Origin of the sequence: Rhizobium sp. BK379 (genome assembly GCF_014193955.1) — a bacterium.
Lineage (GTDB): Bacteria > Pseudomonadota > Alphaproteobacteria > Rhizobiales > Rhizobiaceae > Rhizobium.
On sequence record NZ_JACIAD010000001.1, the window covers coordinates 1374143 to 1392389 of the forward strand.

The following is an 18247-nucleotide window of genomic DNA, read 5'->3' on the forward strand; positions in this document are numbered from 1 at the left end:
TCCTCAGACGAGCGCTTCGATCGCCTTGCGCACCGCGTCCTGATCCATCTCGTGCAGACCGATGACGACGAGGCGCGTATTGCGGGCCTCACCCGGCGCCCAGGCACGGTCGAAATACTGGTCGATGCGGGCACCCACGGCCTGTAGCTGCAGGCGCATCGGCTTGCCGGAGACATCGATGAAGCCTTTCAGGCGCAGCACGTCATGCTCGGCGATGATGCCCTTCAGCTTCTCGACGAAACCTGCCGTATCCGAGACAGCGCCGAGTTCAACGACGAAACTGTCGAATTCGTCATGGTCGTGCGGCTCGCCATCCTCATGCTCCAGCTCGTGATGGGACTTGCGGTTGACGATATCGTCTTCCGTGCCGATGCCGAGGCCGAGCAGCACGCTTGCCGGCACCTCGCCGTTCTTCGCTTCGATCATGACAGGCTTGCGGGCAATGCGCGAGGCGACTTCGCTCTTCACGCGGCCGAGCCCGTCCGCGTCGATCAAATCGGTCTTGTTGAGCACGATCAGGTCGGCGCAGGTCAGCTGATCCTCGAAAAGTTCCTCGATCGGGCTTTCATGATCGAGCGATTCATCCTCGACACGGCGCGCATCGACGGCATCGTGGTCATCGGCAAAACGACCGGCAGCAACGGCCGCACTATCGACCACGGTGATGACGCCATCGACCGTCACTTCGCTCCGGATATCCGGCCAGTTGAAGGCGGCGACGAGCGGCTGCGGCAATGCAAGGCCCGAGGTCTCGATGACGATATGGTCAGGGCGCTGCTCGCGCTCCAGAAGCTTGGTCATGGTCGGAATGAAATCGTCGGCAACGGTGCAGCAGATGCAGCCATTGGTGAGCTCGATAATGTCGTCCTCGGTGCAGTTTTCCGCACCGCAGCCCTTCAGCACGTCGCCATCGACGCCGAGATCGCCGAACTCGTTGATGATGAGCGCGATCTTCTTGCCGCCGGCATTGGTGAGCAGGTTGCGGATCATCGTCGTCTTGCCGGCGCCGAGAAAGCCGGTGATGACGGTTGCGGGGATTTTCTGCTGCATGGAACTAACCCTTCATTTTCAGCGGCAGACCCGCTGCGATAAAATAAACATCCGCGGCCGAAGCCGCGATCATCTGGTGCAGCCGGCCTGCATGGTCGCGAAATTCCCGCGCCATGCGGTTCTCGGGCACGATGCCGAGGCCGACTTCATTGGAAACGATGACGAGCCGCGCCTTAGCATGAGGCAGAAAGGCGGCAAGGGCGGCAGACTGGGCGGCGATATCGCGCCCCTCCATCATCAGATTGGTGAGCCACAGCGTCAGACAATCGACGAGGATGGCCCTGCCCTCCGCGTCGATGGCGGTCAGGCGCTCGGTGAGATCGAGCGGTTCCTCATGCGTGGTCCAGGAGGGGCCGCGGTCGGCCCTGTGCTGGTCGATGCGCGCCTGCATCTCGTCGTCCCAGGCGCGGCCGGTGGCGATGTAGTGGCGCTCGAGACCGCTCGTGGTGATGAGATTTTCGGCGAAGCCGGATTTGCCGGAGCGAGCGCCGCCGAGGATGAAGGTGGCGGTCATGACAACACCGTCCGTAGAGGATGGGCACGGCCTTCGCCACGCCCCTCATTCCTGTGCTTGTCGCAGGAATCCAGCCTGCCCAAGTCCTTGGGCAGGAGAGACTCATTCCGCGATAACGTTGATTCATTCACGGCACAGACGCGCCGTGGCTGGTTTCCTGTGACAAGCACAGGAAGCAGGGAAGAGAAAACGGCCTGCGCCGGAAGCTCATCACAGAGGGGCGGCGGAACACCGCGCCCATATCGCACCACCAGAGGCAGCGCTGAATAACATCCTTCAGCCAAGACAACCTCCGTGCTGGCAGCGGGCAAAGCGCCCAAATTGGGCATTATGCCCGGCACGGATAGCAGGTCTCCTGGCTCGCAGTTATCGGCCGCGACAGGGGCGACCCCTCGGTCGCCCCTTATCGTGCCAGCGGATCTGCCTCGCCTTCCCGGCTGCATCTCGTGAAAAGGCGGACGATTCGTAGAATTAGAGGCGTCCTGCCCCGGCTGATCACGATGCATTTCCAGTGGCTTTTCCGGCACTTGTCCGCCTTGCCCGCTTGCAGAATGCAAGACCGTCGGCGCCGCAATCCAAATGCCGGATGGAAGACCCTGACTGCTCTACAGTCGCGGGGTCGGCTGTGATGAAGGCGCCCGGCTTGGGTCCGCCCCGTCACATTCCCTTTTAATCCGGAAGGCGTTTGCCGATCCGGAACCATCCATTATGTGGATTCATGGTTAGGCGCGTGCAACTCCCATGTCAATTGCCGCGCAGCGTCCCGCTCATGTTCATCTCGACTTACACTACGGATATTATCGTCTTTAATCAAAGGCTTACGTCACAAAAACTTTACGGCCCGGCCGGTTTTTTGCCGCAATTGCCGCTCATGCGGATGCCGGCTCCGCCCTTGACCCCTATTCTTGCCGCCTAATTTCTCCATGATGCTCTCCCGAATGCACATTCGCCGCCTCGGCCCTCTAGGCACCGCCTTCGATCCGGGGCGCCTGCGCGCGCTTATTCGCCACAGCGAAATGGGCATGGTCTTTGCCGGCGCGCTTGTCGGCATCGTATCGGGGCTTGCGGTCTCAGCCATGAGCTATGCCTCGGAAGAGATGCACAGCCTGATCTTCGGCATAGACGGCACGACGAGGCTCAGCGCCTCGCAGATCGACAGCAAGTTTTTGCTGATGACGGCCCCGGTAGCCGGCGGCATGCTTCTCGGGCTCTTGCTCTTCATTCTCGCCAAATGGCGCAAAAAGCCGATGGTCGACCCGATCGAGGCCAATGCGCTGCATGGCGGCCGCCTGTCGCTGACGGACAGCATCCTTGTCGCGATCCAGAACCTCGTTTCCAATGGCTTCGGCGCATCCGTCGGCCTGGAAGCCGGTTATACGCAGCTTGCGGCCGGCATCGCCTCGAAATTCGGCCTGAAGCTGCAGCTGCGCCGCGCGGACCTGCGTGTGCTCGTCGGCTGCGGCGCAGCCGGTGCCATCGCCGCCGCCTTCAATGCACCGCTGACCGGCGCCTTCTACGCCTTCGAGCTGATCATCGGCACCTACACCATTATGTCGCTGACGCCTGTCGTGGTCTCAGCACTTGTCGCAACTCTTGTTGCGCGCCTTCTTGCCGGCAGCGATTTCATCATCGATGTCGGCAGTTTCGGCGCTGTCCAGCCGGCCGACTACGTGCCGGCCATTGCGCTCGGCGCCTTCTGCGCCGGCGTCGGCATCCTCATCATGCAGGGCGTCTCCTTCGTAGAGGAATTGGCGCGCAAGAGCGCCATCGCACTGCCCTTCCGCCCGGCGCTCGGCGGCATCGTCGTCGGCCTGCTGGCGCTGGTATCGCCACAGGTGCTGGCCGCTGGCCACGGCGCGCTGCATCTGAACCTCTCCCACGAGATCACGATCCCCGCGCTGATCGGTCTCTTCCTTCTGAAGTCGGTGGCATCCGCCGTCTCCATCGGCTCCGGCTTCAGGGGCGGCCTGTTCTTCGCCTCGCTTTTCATGGGCGCGCTGCTCGGCAAGCTCTTTGCCTATTCCGCCCCCTATTTCGCCGATGCGACGCTGACGCCCGTGATCTATGCCGTGGTCGGCATGAGCTCGCTCGCCGTCGCCGTCATCGGCGGGCCGCTGACCATGACCTTCCTGGCGCTGGAGATCACCGGCGACTTTCCGATCACCGCACTGGTGCTCGCAGCCGTCATCACCTCCTCGCTCGTCGTGCGCACGACCTTCGGCTACTCCTTCGCCACATGGCGCTTTCACTTGCGCGGCGAAAGCATCCGCAGCGCCCATGATGTCGGCTGGATCCGCAATCTCACCGTCGACAAGCTGATGCGTTCGGACGTGAAGACCGCAAAACTCGGGATAACGCTGGACGCGTTCAAGGAGGCCTTCCCCATCGGCTCGACGCAGCGTGTCATCCTCGTCGATGAGGGCGACAAATATGCCGGCCTCGTGCTCGTGCCGGAAATCTACGCAAACCCCACCAGCGCGCAGGACGAAGCCCAGAATCTCGGCGATTTCATCCGCTACAAAAACGATTTCCTGCAGCCGCAGATGAATGCCAAACAGGCGGCCGCGATCTTCGACAAGACGGAAAGCGAAGCGCTCGCAGTCGTCAACAACCTCATCGAGCGCAAGGTGATCGGCCAGCTCAGCGAAAGCCACACGCTGCGCCGCTACAGCGAAGAACTCGACCGCCGGCGCCGCGAGGTGTCAGGCGAGATCTGAGGTTTTTGCCGCCGATTTTCGAGCCTTTACCACAATCGGATCCGCAAGCTTGAACACGTCGGCCTTCCTCGAAACGCCGCGCAACTCGAACGATCCCAGGCGTTCGCAGGCGACACCGCAGGCAGCCGCGAAGCTTTCCGACATCAGAAGCGGCTGGCCAAGTTCGCCGCAGAGTTTCTCGATCCGCGAGGCCTCGTTGACGGCCCTGCCGATCACGGTGAAGTCGAGCCTGCCGCGGGCGCCGATATTTCCGTAAAACACTTCTCCGAGATGCAGGACGACGTCGACGCCGATGTCGGGGCCACCCCTGTCTGCCCGCTCTAGGTTCAGCGCCTCGTTGGCCTTCAGCATGTTCCGGGCCGAGGCGAGTGCTGCGCGGCAAGCCTTTTCGGGATCATCCCCCTCTTCGCTGCCGGTCGGAAAGATCGCCAGCACGCTGTCGCCCATGAACTTGAGGATCTCCCCGGAATTTTCCTCGACATGCCTGCCGATCAGCTCGAAATGCGCATCCAGAAACCCGGCGATTTCGCCCGGCTCATAAACGTCGGTCAATGCCGTGAAATTCCTGAGATCTGCAAGCAGGACCGCAGCACTGATGGATCCGCCCTTGCCTCTCTGAGCCTCGCCCGCAAGGATGCGTGCGCTTGTCCTGGCGCCCGTGTAGACGGCCAGAATATCGGCAGCGGTTTTCGATGCGGCCATGCGGTAGCAGGCGAGCCCCAGAGCCGGAATAAGCTCTGCGACCGTCCTCAGTTGCTCGTCGGAAAATCCACCCGATGCGTCGCTGGTCAGCGCGAGGCTGAAGCCGCGCAACGCGACCTCCTTCGGAAACTCGAAAATGCTGACCACGTGATCGGTCGCTCCGGCAAGGGCGAATTCCTTGAGCCGCGGGTACTCCAGACCCTCTCCCTTGGCTAAATTCCAGCGCCCCGCTCTCTCACCGCGGCTCAGCAGATGAAATGTCGGCGTTTTCTCGAAGTTGCGCTCGTCCACGCCGCCATGCTCGGAGTTTTCCAGTGTCGTTACCCCGCCTCGCACGAAATTGGCGGAGATACCGCGGTACATCGGATGAAGAGATGGCATCATGATACTGGCCCGCCAGATCGGAAACCCGTCAGCGACCAGCCGGTCGCACAGGCCTCCAACGAGGTCGCCAATATTGTCGCTCGCGATTCCCTGCTCTATAAGCCACTGAATATGATCGTTAATTTCGGAATCTCCAGATGGTTGAAACCGTTCTATGATCGGGAAATCCGGCGAATGGGCGGCAAGGCCGGACCGCGCCACCACAAAATCCGGCAATCGTCGCGCCAGCCGGGGTTCCTAGCCATCGCGCCCGGCGACGACAACCGCCGGGCAGGCACGGAGAGAGTGATACCTGGCATCATCAATCGCCTGCTTCACCTCGTCATGCCATTCACGGGCAACCGATGCAGTGCGGAATTCGATGATGATCAGCCTGTTCATCTGCCGTTCTCCCTGAACCGGATGGACCGCGCCGCCACAGGATCGCACATTGCCTCCATGGAACGTCACGTCGGGCGATATGCATGCGAGATAATCATCGATCGTCTGATCTTCGATATCGGGATGGATTTCGAGAATGAAATAAGCGCTCATCGATCGCTGCCTCCGACAAGGACCGGGCAGCCATGCGAGAGTATCGACATGACGCCGACAGTTCCTTAGAATATCGAAACAATTATTAGTTCGGAGATCTAAACGTTTTGCCGCAAAAGTCAACCGGCCGCCTCGCGCGCTACATCCCGACGGTCCAGCTGTTTTCAGCCAGGCTCGTGCTGTTCCATCAGAAGATGGCCGAGAAAGTTGGTCTGACCGGCACCGAATTCAAGTGCTTCAGGCTGCTGGAGCAGCTCGGTCCGCTGTCGATGACGGCCCTGTCGCGCGAGGTCGGGTTGAAGGTCGGAACGGTCAGCGGATTGATCGACAAGCTGGAGGCCACCGGTTTCGTCGTCAGGCAACGGGATGAGACGGACAAGCGCCGCCTTGTCCTGGTTGCCTGTCCCGAGGCCTCGGCACGCGCCAGCTCGCTCTACGAGGAGCATGGCGAGGCGATGGCCGCACTGCTGGAGACATACAGCGAGGCCGAGTTCAATCTGCTGCTGACCTTCCTCACCGATATCGGCAATGTCCTCGCCCGGACCTCGTCAACAGCACCGGAAGAACCGCTTCCCGAGCGGACCTCCGCCCTTTGAGGAGCGGCGGGAGACGCCCGTCTCCGCTTACATCCTGACAGTCATGCCGCCGTCCACGGTCAGCACATGGCCATTGACGAAGGAGGCGGCGCCGCTCGCAAGAAACAGCGCTGCACCAGCAATCTCATCCGGGCGGCCCCAGCGCTGGACCGGGATGCGCTGGCGCAGGAAGGGCATCAACTCCTCGTTCGCAGCCATCGCCGCGTTCGTCTCGGTGGCGAACCAGCCGGGTGCAATCGCGTTGCTGGTGATGCCGTATGGGCCGAATTCAACCGCCATGCCGCGCATCAGGCCGGTCAGACCCTGCTTGGCGGCCGGATAGACGCAATCGCCGGGCATGACGACATGGCCGCTGTTCGAGGTGACCGCGATCAGGCGGCCATGATTATGCCGCTTCATCAACGCGGCGGCATCCCGCGAGAGCGTCATCGCGGCCGCCAGATCGGTGCGCAACAGCTCGATAATGGCATCGTCATCGAATTCGGCCAGCGGCCGCCTGTCGCGGGCGCCGACATTGTTGATCAGAATATCGAGACGGCCATGGATCTTCTCGATGTCGGCCATCAGCGCACGCTGCGCCTCCCGGTCGACGATGTCGAAGGCGGCAGCCTGCGCCGTGCCGCCGCTACTGCGGATCGTCCCTACGGCATCTTCAAGCGTCGTCGCCGTACGCCCGGTGACGATGACATGCGCGCCGGCCTCGGCAAGTGCGCGCGCCATCTCGAATCCGAGGCCACGGCCGCCGCCGGTTACGAGCGCCACCTGGCCCGTCAGGGAAAATCTATCCAGTATGGTCATGGTTTTCATTGCTCTCGACCGGGTGTATCGGAACAATTAATGGACTCAGTCAACTAATTTGGCAATAGCAAACGATGCCCTGATTGCGTCTGCCCACTCTGCGGGGCCGTGAGGCAGGCAAGCGACATCCGGTCTAGCCGAACAGACCGGCAAGCCAGCGCGGGTCGAGATACTGTTCCAGGCCGCCTGCGACCTCGTCGAGCGCTCGGTCGACGTTTTCGCGGTAGTTGCTCGCTTCGCCTGACAGGCCAAAGCTTTGAAGCAGCCGGGCGCGGTAGGCATCGCTGCTGAAGAGGCCGTGCAGATAGGTGCCCATGATGCGGCCGTCTGGCGAAAGCGCTCCGTCGGGTGCGCCGTCGACGATAGCAGAGCACCTGACGCAATCCGGCCCGCGGGTAATGCCGAGATGGATCTGGTAGCCGGCAAGCGGCGCGTCGTATTCGGTCGAGCGGGCGGTGCTGTTGCGCACGGTCTTTTCCGGCGCCATCTCGGTCTCGACATCGAGAAGCGAAAGCCCCTGCGTCTCGGCCGTCCCGCCTTCGATGCCGAGCGGGTCATGCACCTTGCGGCCAAGCATCTGGTAGCCGCCGCAGATGCCGATCACCCGGCCGCCGCGCCTGACATGCGCCAGGAGATCGCGATCCCAGCCGGCCGCACGCAGGTCCGCGAGATCCGATATCGTCGATTTCGAACCAGGAAGGATGACGAGCGCGGCATCGTCGGGCAGCCGCTCACCGGACCTGATGAAGACGAGTTCGACATCGGGCTCTGTCCGCAGCGGATCGAGATCGTCGAAATTGGCAATGCGCGGCAGCACCGGCACAGCAATCTTCAGCGCACCCTGCCTGCCCCGCGCCAGCCGTTCGAGCACGACCGAATCCTCTGCCGGTAGGCGTGTGGCACCCGGCAGCCACGGCACGACGCCGAAGCACGGCCAGCCGGTGAAACCTTCGATGGCCCGGATACCGTCGTCGAACAGCGAGACATCGCCGCGGAACTTGTTGATGATGTAACCCGAAATCGTGCCGCGATCCTCTTCGCTGAGGATCGCATGCGTGCCGACGAGCGAGGCGATGACGCCGCCGCGATCGATATCTCCAACGAGGACGACAGGGACGTTCGCCCGTGTCGCAAAGCCCATATTGGCGATATCGCCCGCCCTCAGGTTGATTTCGGCCGGTGAGCCCGCCCCCTCGACGATCACGAGGTCAGCCCCCTCGGACACCTTGGCGAAACTCTCCAGAACCGACGAAAGCAGCTGCGGCTTCAGCCGCTGGTAGTCGCGCCCCTTTGCCTGGCCGAATACCCTGCCCTGCACGATGATCTGGCTGCCGTTTTCCGATTGCGGCTTCAGAAGCACCGGGTTCATATGCACGGATGACGGTACCCTCGCCGCGAGCGACTGCAGCCATTGCGCCCGGCCGATCTCGCCGCCGTCGTCGGAAACCGCGGCATTGTTCGACATATTTTGCGGCTTGAACGGTCGCACCTTCAGACCGCGATTGGCAGCCAGCCGGCAAAGCCCCGCCACCAGCACTGTCTTGCCGACATCGGAACCGGTTCCCTGCAGCATGATGGCTCTGGTCATTGGCACCTGCCCGTGAAGCGTTTCCGGCAGGCCTACAATGCGGGCAGACGTCAGGTCAACAGACGGTTGAAAAGCCGACAAAGGCCCAGAAATGCGAAAACCGCGATCGGGCCATGGACCCTACGCGGTTTGCCATAAAACGCTGACGCCATCATCATTACGCAATGAAGCTCGCTTTTTCCGGGACGCACTACCTGATCCGGAAAAGCAGCGGTTGTCCCCCGCCGCGTCACAACAGATAACGGCACATCCTTACCGGATGGTTATTGAAGACGGCTCTTGAAGGGAATTTTGACTTTTTTTGAACTTTTTCGATTTTAGCCCTATCTGCAGCCCCCGCAAGCCTGCTGATCGGCGTCAAACTTCTCGCTTTCGCGCTCGGCCGCATAAATTCTTCGGATTCAATTATTTAGTAAGATTGCAACGCGCAAAAGAGAGTTGATTTCCTGCCGCAAATCCGTAGGTTTGCTCATAATGAGCCATCGATAGAAATGGCCAGCGACGAGCCGCCGGAAAACGAGACGAACGGCGCCGCAGACGGGAAAGCCTGGCGAAATCCTATTCCGGCCGGGCATTGGCACCCTGAAGCGGCGGAGAGATTTGTCGGCTAATGACCCGGCGCATGCGCGTTCGATCACATAAAGATCCGGGGAACTTTCATGAAGACATTTTTCACGTCATTCATTCTTGCCGTCTGTTTTTACGCGGGAATTGCGCAAGCCGCCGACTGCGGCAAGGTCTCGATCGCCGAGATGAGATGGGGCTCTGCTGCAATCGCTGCGAGCTTCGACAAGTTCATCCTGGAAAAGGGCTACGGCTGCTCCGTCACCATTGTCGATGGTGACACGCTGCCGACCTTCGCTTCCATGGATAGCAGCGGCACGCCCGATATCGCCTCGGAATTCTGGGTGAAAGCGGTCAAACCGCAGCTCGATACCGCCATCAGCGCCGGCCGACTGGTCAAGGGCGCCGAAATTCTGGCGGATGGGGCCGTCGAAGGCTGGTACATTCCGAAATTCATCGCCGATGCAAATCCGGACATCCTGTCCGTGCAGGATGCGCTGAAGCACCCGGAACTCTTTCCCGACACCTACCATCCCTCGCTTGCCGCGATCTATAATTGCCCCGAAGCCTGGGCCTGCGAAATCTCGACCAGCAATCTCTTCAAGGCGCTCGGTGCCGATAAGCTCGGCTTTGCACTGATCGACAGCCCGACCCCGGCCGATTTCGACAATTCGATCGCCCGTGCCTTCAAAAACAAGGTCGGCTGGCTCGGTTATTACTGGTCGCCGACATCGGTTCTCGGCAAATACGACATGAAACAGCTGGGTTTCGGCGTGCCTCACGATCAGGCTGAATGGGACGCCTGTACCTCAGTGCCCCACTGCGCCAATCCCAGGCTGAACGCCTATCCCGTGTCCCAGGCTTTCACGCTGATTACCAGCGCTTTTGCCGATCGCGCCGGCCCCGTCATGAACTATCTGAAGGCCCGCAGCTGGGACAACGAAACCATCAGCCAGGTACTGGCCTGGCAGGATGAGAACGGCGAAGACAACGAGAATGCCGCCCTCTATTTCCTTGAGAATTATGAGGAACTGTGGAGCCGCTGGGTTCCGGCCGATGTAGCCGAGAAGGTCAAGGCCAGTCTATAAACATTCCTGGCAACAAGGATTGGACGATTCGTTATGACTGGCACGGTGCCCTTCCCCGATCGCGATACCGTCGCGGAAAAACTTGCGGCGCTCTCGGAAACCGACAAATCCTACCTGTCGCTGCTGATGGAAAATCCGCAGCAGGACGACAACCTGCTCGAGGGCCTGCATCGGCATCTCGATGTCGCCTCGTCCTCGCGTCTTCTAAACTCGCTGAAGCTCGAAGCCCTCGGTAAGTGGATCGGCGAAGCTGCACCCGATCGGCTGCAGATCAGGCTCATGGAAGCGGCGCGCTCGAGCCAGCACCCGGCCTATGCCGCATTCCGGACCGGGCTGACCCGATCCGGTGGTCTCGAAAAAGCCTATCCGACTTCAAAAATCTGAAAATAACTATCTCTTAGCTGCGCGATCGACACTGCGGCCGGCATCCTGCGTGGCATTGACGGCATTGGCCGTATCCCTGCCCACGCCACGGATCGTGTTGGCGCAGGAAGAGAGCGCGAGAAGGATCATCAAGGCGGATGCGATTTTACCCGTGGTCGTCATTTGCGAAATCCCTTTGTGAATTCAACCCCGAACGGCCGATGCCGTCCGGGCGGGATAACGCATTCGTGAGCGAAAAGTTCACCGGCTAAGAGCCTTTCTCCAGACAAGGCCGACATCCTCGATATCGCCGCTCCTCAAGCTGCATCTCAGCTGCGCTCGATGCCCCTTGCCGCCAGGGTCTCGTCAATGTCTGCCGATACCAGGAACGCCGATAGCTGGCTCGCAGCCTCCGCATCTGTTGAATCGGCGCTGACGCCAATGGCGAAATCGATGTAACTTTGCAGTTCTGCCGGAAACCTGCCGACCAGCATGGCCTCGGGAGCAGCGGCAAGGATGGACGTCACGGGAACGACACCCAGATCGGCCTCTCCACGGCCGACGGCCGCCGCCGTCTGTCCTCCCGATACCGGCACCAGCTTCGGCTTCACCTCATCAGCTATTCCCAGGCGCTCCAGCAAACCCTGGAAGTAGCCGCCACTGGTTCCGTCACTGGCATAGGCGATTGATCGCGCGCCCTTCAGGGTCTGTTTGAAAGCTTCGACGGAGCCGATATCGAGGGCCCGGCTGCCTTCCCTCGCCGCCACGCCCATTGCTATCCGGCCGAACGTGACCTGGCTTCCTGCCCTGATCTTTCCAAGGGAGACGAGTTCCTCGATAAGGTTCGGATTGGTAATGACGAGATCAAAAGGCTCACCGGCTTCGATCTGCGTCCTGACGGCGGGATTGAGCTCCCACCTGGCCGCGACCTTGTATCCCGTAATCGTCTCGAAGCGGGGGATGACGGCAAGCACGGCCGGCCGGACTGCGACAGCGCCAAAAAGCCGGATTTGCTGATCCATGGCCTGACCTCCCCCTCCAACAGGTTACTAATCCCGCGTTCGCCGGCGCTCATCGTTCCCTACCCAGGGTCGCAGTGCGTCCGTTTCCGGCTCTCCCGGATAATCAGGCTGCCGCCGCCTTGGACTTTTCGGCGAAGGATGCGCGGATACTGTCGGCCACCGTCTCGATCGGCCCTGTCGTCTGTGATGCGGTCAGGAGCTGGATGTCGAAAGAGCCGAGTTCGGGCAAGCCTTCCTGGATACCGAGGATCGCCATGTCCTCACTGACATAGGAGAGCGGCAGCGGCGCGACGGCGAGATCGGAAACCACGGCGGCGCGCTGCGCCATCGTGTGCGCACTGAGATAAGCGACGCGATAGGGCCGCTTGTTACGCTCGAGCTGGGTGATCGCCTCCTGCCGCCAGATGCAGCCGTCTTCCCAGATCGAGATCGGCAGCGGATCGCGCCGATGCGCCGAACCGCATTTGGCGCCAGCCCAGACGAGGCGCTCGCGGTAGACAACCTCGCCATTGGTCGGGAACGGCCGCGTTGCGCAGTTGATGAGCGCGAGATCGAGGCGCTGCTCCTCCATCCGCTTTTTCAGGCAGATGCTCATGTCGATCGTCACGTCGACCATGATGCCAGGATAGATCTGCGCAAAGCTCTTCAGGATCTGCGGCAGCAAGCGCTCGCCGATATCCTCGGGCGCGCCGAGCCGCACCACGCCGCTAAGCTCGGGCATGATGAAGCGCGATACCGCCTCGTTGGAGAGCGCCAGGATATTGCGCGCGTAGGACAGCAGCATTTCACCATGCTGCGTCAGCGTCACCGAGCGCGCATCGCGGCGAAACAGCGTGACGCCGAGTTGCTCTTCGAGCTTCTTGATCTGCATGGAAACAGCCGATGGCGTGCGAAACACGGTTTCGGCCGCTGTCGAAAAATTACCGGTCTCTGCGATGGCGACGAACGTGCGCAACACGTCATTATCGAGCAGAGGAATGGGACGGCGAAATGGGATAGTCATCGTCACATCTTTCAATTTTTCTGAATGACCAAGGTGTATCATTCTATTTGATTGAAAGTCAATCTGCTCCCTATTTTGAGGGTGATCGCGATGAGCCGATCAGAGTTCAGCCCTCGGTGCCGAAACGGCTGGTCTTGAAGCTGGCCCCAGCAGCACCCGAAGCAACCGTCCTGCCCTCGCCCTTCGGATAGGTATTGCCAATCATGGAAGGAGCGGTGAGTTCAACCGAGGTTTCCGGAGACCGCACCGCCCAGGCAATCAGCGCTCGCGCGGACATTTCTCCGACGCCGCCCGAAACATGCTCAGACGCGGAGACCGGCAATACCGCGATCTGCTCCGCCGTCGGTGCGGGATGGGTCAACCGGTCGGCGACGACAGACGTGTTGGCGGGCTTGCGGCCAACGACGAAGCGCGTGAAGTCGGCCGTAGCCGGCTGGACGGATGCAAACACCGGCGCAAGCGTGGCCGCAGGCGGCGCAGACACGGACACCGGCGTCTCGCTCTCGACGGCCTCGACCTCGACCGGGCGCAGCATCGGCAGCGGAACGGTGAGCGAGGCGAGATCGGCAAATCCGCGGTCGGCAACCGCCCGGTCCTCGGGTTTGGCAAGCTGCGGCGCAAGTCCGATATCGGCCCGCTTTTGCGGCGTCGGCAGCATGGCGGTGACAAGGCTTCCGGTCACGACGGGATCGGGTGCCTTAACAGGTGCTGTCGCGCGCGCCGTCAGCAGGGCCGGTGCCGCTGCCTTTGGCGTTACCGGCGCATCGTCATCCTCATCCTCGCTCGCCGCGATTTCGATCGGCGCGGAGCGGATGCCCTTCTTGCGCTCGGCAAGGGCTACCTGATAGCCCGGCAGCGGACGGCCGTCCGCCGGCAGGTGGATCGTGCGCCCGTCCGGGAAGAGCCGCGCCAGCTCCTGGCGCGACATGCGCGGCCAGGCGCGCACATTGCCGACATCGAGATGCACGAAGGGCGAACCCGAGGTCGGGTAATAGCCGACCCCGCCGACCTGCATCTGCATGGCGAGCCCGCGCAGCGTCGCAAGCTTGACGCCGGGAATATAGAAATCCATCGCCTTGCCGAGCATGTGCTGGCTGCGCTTGGCGACACCTGTATTGCGCGAACGGTTGCGCAGCATGTTGTTGGTCGCCGGCGAGCGGTAGGCGGAGACGACGTGGATCGTCTCCTTTGCCCCGCTCTTGCGATAGACTTCCCAGACGAGATCGAGCAGCCGCGGGTCCATTTTGGCCGGCTCGTTGCGCCGCCAGTCACGCAGGAAGCGGTTGATCTGGTTGAGGCCGCGCTGGTCGTACTTGCCGTTGCGCTTGAAGACGATAGTCGCCCGCTCGCCCGTATGCGTGAAGTACAGTTTCAGTGCCCTGTCCTCGGCCGCTGCCTCGCCCGCTCCGGCTATGACGGCAAAGACAAAGGCCGCCACGACCGCCAACCGATGGGCGACGACAGACAGAAACCACGCACAGGCGGTCGTCGGAATGGCGGCGATGGCTTGATGAAGGGACACAGGCTTCGTCCTTGGTGCGAGACACGAAAACATCACAGGCACCGCACACGCGGGCGGCGTTAAGCCTTCATTATGGTCAACAGATCCTTAAGAGGGGGTTTATGAGCCGCCGATTATACGACGCTCGGTTTCAGGCAGATGCCATCCTGCGTTTCCGAGGCGGCGCCGGAAGCGAGAAGTCCGCCATAATTATCTTGCCAAGTGCCCATGATCTTCGCTCGGAACTCTCGCAAAGCGATGCGAGATCGCATAGTTTCGACGGATCGTTATCATCAAAACAGGCCAAAGTTTGTATACCGAAATAGCCATCGTCATTCTTCTCACCATTCTCAATGGCCTCCTTGCAATGTCGGAGCTCGCAATCGTCTCCGCCCGCCCGGCACGCCTCAAGGTCCTGGCGGACCAGGGAAGCAGAGGAGCACGACTGGCTCTGCGCCTGGCTGAAAATCCCGGGCGTTTCCTGTCGACGGTCCAGATCGGCATCACCCTCGTCGGCGTGCTGTCGGGCGCCTTCTCGGGCGCGACACTCGGCGCACGATTCTCCACCTGGCTCCTGGCGCAGGGCCTTCCCGATGCCTGGGCGGACGGGCTCGGCGTCGGTACCGTCGTCGTGGCGATCACCTATCTTTCCCTCATCATCGGCGAGCTGGTGCCCAAGCAGATGGCCCTTCGTGCGCCGGAAGCCGTGGCCGCCAGGGTCGCGCCGACGATGACCTACCTGTCGAAGGCGGCTCTCCCGCTCGTCTGGCTGCTCGACGGCTCGGGCAAGCTCGTTCTCGCCCTGCTCGGCCAGTCCGGAAAAAACGCCGATGGCGTCACCGACGAGGAGATCAAGACCGTTCTCGCCGAAGCACAGAGCGCCGGCGTGATCGAGATCGGCGAATCCGCCATGATCACCGGCGTCATGCGCCTTGCCGACCGGCAGGCCCGCGCGCTGATGACGCCGCGTCGCGACGTCGAGCTGATCGATATCGAAGATTCCGCCGAGGAAATCCGCAAGACCATCCAGTCGACGTCGCGCACGCGACTGCCGGCCCGCAAGGGCAGTTCCGACGAGGTTATCGGCGTTCTCGCCGTCAAGGATTATTACGACGCGCTCGCCGCCAGCAGGTCGGTCGACATCATGACGCTGGTGCGCGACGTTCCGATCATCTCGGACCTCGCTCCCGCCTCCTCGGTGATCGAGGCGATCAGGAGGTCGTCGCAGCATATGGTGCTGGTTTTTGACGAATATGGCCACTTCGAGGGTGTGATCACCTCGGGCGACATCCTGGAATCGATCATGGGCGTCTTCGGCGATGCGGCCTCCGGCGAAGAGCCGGCGATCAAGCGGCGCGATGACGGCTCCTACCTCGTGTCCGGATGGACGCCGATCGACGAATTCTCGGAATTCATGAACTTCCCGCTTGACGAAGACGTCGAATATCAGACCGTCGCCGGTCTCGTTCTGGAAGAACTGAAGCATCTTCCCGAACTCGGGGAGACCTTCGTCAAGAACGACTGGAAATTCGAGGTCATCGACCTCGATGGAAGGCGCGTCGACAAGGTTCTCGTCAGCGCGCTTGCAAAGGATGAGGCACGGGCGGAGATATGACCCGCGCGTCGCCAGTCCGGACGCAATCTGCATGATGCATTCGCGCGCAGCTTGGCGCGCGTTCGACATGCCTTTCTCATCGTGCCGCCCCATATCTATTCCTGTAAATCAAGGGAAGCTCAATGTCCGCCACGACGACGCACGAAGCAGACCGGCCTCAGCACGGCCAGCAGAAGTTTGCCGCGCTTCTGCTCGGAGCTGTCGGGGTGGTCTATGGCGATATCGGCACGAGCCCGCTCTACGCTTTCCGTGAAGCGCTCCGGCCCTTCGCACATGACGGCGTGACCCCGAACGAGGTCATCGGCCTGATCTCGCTGATGATCTGGACGCTGACGATCATCGTCACCTTCAAATACGTGCTGTTTCTCCTGCGGGCCGATAACGAGGGCGAAGGCGGAACCCTGTCGCTGCTCGCGCTGCTGATGAAGAAGACCAGCCGGCATGCGACGATCTTCTTCTTCGCCGGCATCATCGGCGCAGCACTCTTCATCGGCGACGCCATGATTACGCCTGCGCTGTCGGTCCTCTCGGCGCTCGAGGGATTGAAGCTCGTGACCCCGGTCTTCACACCCTACATCCTGCCGGTCGCCATCGCGATCATGCTGCTGCTTTTCCTGGTGCAATCGGTCGGCACCGCCTCCGTCTCGAAACTCTTCGGCCCGATAACGCTGCTCTGGTTCGTCGTCATGGGGCTCGGCGGCCTCATCCATCTCGCTGACGATCCCGCGATCTTCGCAGCGCTCAATCCGCTCTATGCCTTCGACTTCATCACTCATGCCGGTCTCGTCGGCCTCATTGTCCTCGGCGCCGTCTTCCTGACAGTGACGGGAGCCGAAGCGCTCTATGCCGACCTCGGCCATTTCGGCAGGAAACCGATCCAGGCTGCCTGGTTTGCCGTGGTCTTCCCGTCGCTTGCGCTGAACTATCTCGGCCAGGGCGGGCTCGTCCTGGCCAATCCTCAAGCCGTCTCCGATCCGTTCTTCCTGATGTTTCCGGAATGGGCGCTGCTTCCCGTGGTCATTCTTGCGACCGCTGCCACCATCATCGCCAGCCAGGCAGTGATCACCGGCGCCTTTTCGCTGGCACGCCAAGCAATCCATCTCGGCTTCCTGCCCAGGCTTGAGATCTGCTTTACCTCGGCTTCCAATACGGGCCAGATCTATGTGCCGGCCGTCAATATCGCGCTCCTGCTCGGTGTCCTTGCCCTGATCTTCGCCTTCGGCTCCTCCGAGGCACTAGCCACGGCCTACGGAATTTCCGTCACCGGCGCGATGGTCGTCACGACGATCCTCTCCTTCCAGTTTCTCCGTGTCGTCTGGGGGTGGACGGTGCTCGCTGCCGCTGCCGTTCTGCTGCCGCTCTTCCTGCTCGAAAGCGTCTTCCTGGGCGCCAACCTCCTGAAGATCCACGACGGCGGCTATGTTCCGGTGCTGATCGCCGGTGCGCTGATGATCATGATGTGGACCTGGAAGAAGGGCACCATGCTCGTTCGCGAGAAGGCGGCAAGGAACGAGATCCCCTTGGTGCCGTTCATCGCCTCGATCGAACGCAAGTCGGACCACTCTCCCGTCCAGGTGCCGGGAACCGCGATCTTCCTGACAAGCCTCACCGACATGGCTCCGGGCGTGCTGCTGCACAATCTGAAGCACAATCGCGTCCTGCACGCCCGCAACGCGATCCTCAACATCAAGACCGCTCCCCGCCCCTATGTGCCGGAGGCGGAGCGGGTAACGATCGAGAGGCTCTCGGACCGCTTCATCAAGATCCAGCTCCTCTTCGGCTTCATGGAAGACCAGGACGTTTCCAGGGCCTTGCCGCTCTGCCGCAAGGCCGGCTTCGATTTCGAGATCATGTCGACTTCGTTCTATGTCGGAAGACGCAAGCTCGTCGGTGATCCGAACACCGGCCTGCCGGCCTGGCAGGACCGGCTCTTCATCGCCATGGCCGGCTTTGCGATCGACCCCTCGGACTATTTCCAGCTCCCCAGCAACCGCGTGGTGGAGCTTGGCGAGCAGATGGTCATCTGACGGCCGCCGCATAGCTCATCCCATCCGTCGACATGTCGACCGAGAAGGCGTCGGCCGGGGCTGAAGCCAGCCTATGGCGCGCCCCTATGATCTTTCAATTTCGCTGAACCTTAAGGCCAGTTCATTTCATTTGTTTGAACCAGCCCGAGTACCTATATTTTAGTTGTGACGATGAGGCTGA

Annotated in this window: 16 protein-coding genes and 1 riboswitch; of the genes, 6 read left to right on the top strand and 10 right to left on the bottom strand. The window is 61.5% G+C overall.

The annotated features are described in order from the left end of the window. Nucleotides 1–3: 3 nt before the first annotated feature. Both cobW and cobU read right to left on the bottom strand, forming a co-directional pair. Complete coding sequence (gene cobW / locus FHT93_RS07150; protein WP_113147406.1) at nt 4–1050, bottom strand: cobalamin biosynthesis protein CobW; 1047 nt, start codon at nt 1048–1050, stop codon at nt 4–6. Between the two features lie 4 nt (nt 1051–1054). Continuing rightward, the gene (cobU, locus tag FHT93_RS07155) at nt 1055–1564 is read right to left on the bottom strand and encodes a bifunctional adenosylcobinamide kinase/adenosylcobinamide-phosphate guanylyltransferase (RefSeq protein ID WP_183846879.1); all 510 of its coding nucleotides are present in this window, start codon (nt 1562–1564) and stop codon (nt 1055–1057) included. A 327-nt stretch (nt 1565–1891) separates the two neighbouring features. Next, nucleotides 1892–2283: riboswitch (cobalamin riboswitch) on the bottom strand. A 207-nt stretch (nt 2284–2490) separates the two neighbouring features. Between cobU and FHT93_RS07160 the strand changes: the two genes are divergently transcribed. Beyond that, nucleotides 2491–4281 carry a chloride channel protein gene (locus FHT93_RS07160; RefSeq protein WP_113115324.1) on the top strand — a complete coding sequence of 597 codons (1791 nt, stop codon included), beginning with the start codon at nt 2491–2493 and terminating at the stop codon, nt 4279–4281. Here FHT93_RS07160 and FHT93_RS07165 read toward each other — a convergent pair. Both FHT93_RS07165 and FHT93_RS07170 read right to left on the bottom strand, forming a co-directional pair. Further along, nucleotides 4267–5526: an adenylate/guanylate cyclase domain-containing protein gene (locus tag FHT93_RS07165; protein ID WP_348649768.1), complete on the bottom strand. Its 1260-nt coding sequence runs from the start codon at nt 5524–5526 to the stop codon at nt 4267–4269. The genes FHT93_RS07160 and FHT93_RS07165 overlap by 15 nt on opposite strands. 78 nt (nt 5527–5604) lie before the next feature. Beyond that, nucleotides 5605–5901 (bottom strand): DUF1330 domain-containing protein, encoded by a 297-nt coding sequence (locus tag FHT93_RS07170; RefSeq protein WP_112969335.1) that lies wholly within the window; start codon nt 5899–5901, stop codon nt 5605–5607. A gap of 107 nt (nt 5902–6008) precedes the next feature. On the opposite strand from FHT93_RS07170, the gene FHT93_RS07175 reads away from it, so the two are divergent. After that, nucleotides 6009–6497 carry a MarR family transcriptional regulator gene (locus tag FHT93_RS07175; protein WP_113016667.1) on the top strand — a complete coding sequence of 163 codons (489 nt, stop codon included), beginning with the start codon at nt 6009–6011 and terminating at the stop codon, nt 6495–6497. Nucleotides 6498–6524: 27 nt separating this feature from the next. On the opposite strand, the gene FHT93_RS07180 is transcribed toward FHT93_RS07175, so the two are convergent. Both FHT93_RS07180 and FHT93_RS07185 read right to left on the bottom strand, forming a co-directional pair. After that, nucleotides 6525–7295 (bottom strand): SDR family oxidoreductase, encoded by a 771-nt coding sequence (locus FHT93_RS07180; RefSeq protein WP_183846881.1) that lies wholly within the window; start codon nt 7293–7295, stop codon nt 6525–6527. 133 nt (nt 7296–7428) lie between these two features. Continuing rightward, complete coding sequence (locus FHT93_RS07185; protein WP_112546815.1) at nt 7429–8883, bottom strand: cobyric acid synthase; 1455 nt, start codon at nt 8881–8883, stop codon at nt 7429–7431. Between the two features lie 659 nt (nt 8884–9542). Here FHT93_RS07185 and FHT93_RS07190 point away from each other — a divergent pair. After that, on the top strand, nt 9543–10535 hold the full coding sequence (locus FHT93_RS07190; RefSeq protein ID WP_112546814.1) for a glycine betaine ABC transporter substrate-binding protein: 993 nt from the start codon (nt 9543–9545) through the stop codon (nt 10533–10535). 33 nt (nt 10536–10568) lie between these two features. Beyond that, complete coding sequence (locus FHT93_RS07195; protein WP_018114505.1) at nt 10569–10919, top strand: hypothetical protein; 351 nt, start codon at nt 10569–10571, stop codon at nt 10917–10919. Nucleotides 10920–10925: 6 nt separating this feature from the next. On the opposite strand, the gene FHT93_RS07200 is transcribed toward FHT93_RS07195, so the two are convergent. The 4 genes from FHT93_RS07200 to FHT93_RS07215 all read right to left on the bottom strand — a co-directional run bounded on the left by FHT93_RS07200 (nt 10926) and on the right by FHT93_RS07215 (nt 14445). Further along, nucleotides 10926–11081 carry an entericidin A/B family lipoprotein gene (locus tag FHT93_RS07200; RefSeq protein ID WP_007813980.1) on the bottom strand — a complete coding sequence of 52 codons (156 nt, stop codon included), beginning with the start codon at nt 11079–11081 and terminating at the stop codon, nt 10926–10928. Between the two features lie 146 nt (nt 11082–11227). After that, nucleotides 11228–11920, bottom strand: a complete 693-nt coding sequence (locus tag FHT93_RS07205) for a substrate-binding domain-containing protein (RefSeq protein ID WP_183846883.1) — start codon at nt 11918–11920, stop codon at nt 11228–11230. Nucleotides 11921–12023: 103 nt separating this feature from the next. Continuing rightward, entirely contained in the window at nt 12024–12923 is a 900-nt protein-coding gene (locus FHT93_RS07210; RefSeq protein WP_113210670.1) for a LysR family transcriptional regulator, read from the bottom strand. A 106-nt stretch (nt 12924–13029) separates the two neighbouring features. Next, complete coding sequence (locus FHT93_RS07215) at nt 13030–14445, bottom strand: DUF882 domain-containing protein (RefSeq protein WP_183846885.1); 1416 nt, start codon at nt 14443–14445, stop codon at nt 13030–13032. A 289-nt stretch (nt 14446–14734) separates the two neighbouring features. Between FHT93_RS07215 and FHT93_RS07220 the strand changes: the two genes are divergently transcribed. Both FHT93_RS07220 and FHT93_RS07225 read left to right on the top strand, forming a co-directional pair. After that, on the top strand, nt 14735–16039 hold the full coding sequence (locus FHT93_RS07220; protein ID WP_183846887.1) for a hemolysin family protein: 1305 nt from the start codon (nt 14735–14737) through the stop codon (nt 16037–16039). 122 nt (nt 16040–16161) lie between these two features. Next, nucleotides 16162–18066 (top strand): potassium transporter Kup, encoded by a 1905-nt coding sequence (locus tag FHT93_RS07225; RefSeq protein ID WP_112546810.1) that lies wholly within the window; start codon nt 16162–16164, stop codon nt 18064–18066. Nucleotides 18067–18247 lie beyond the last annotated feature (181 nt).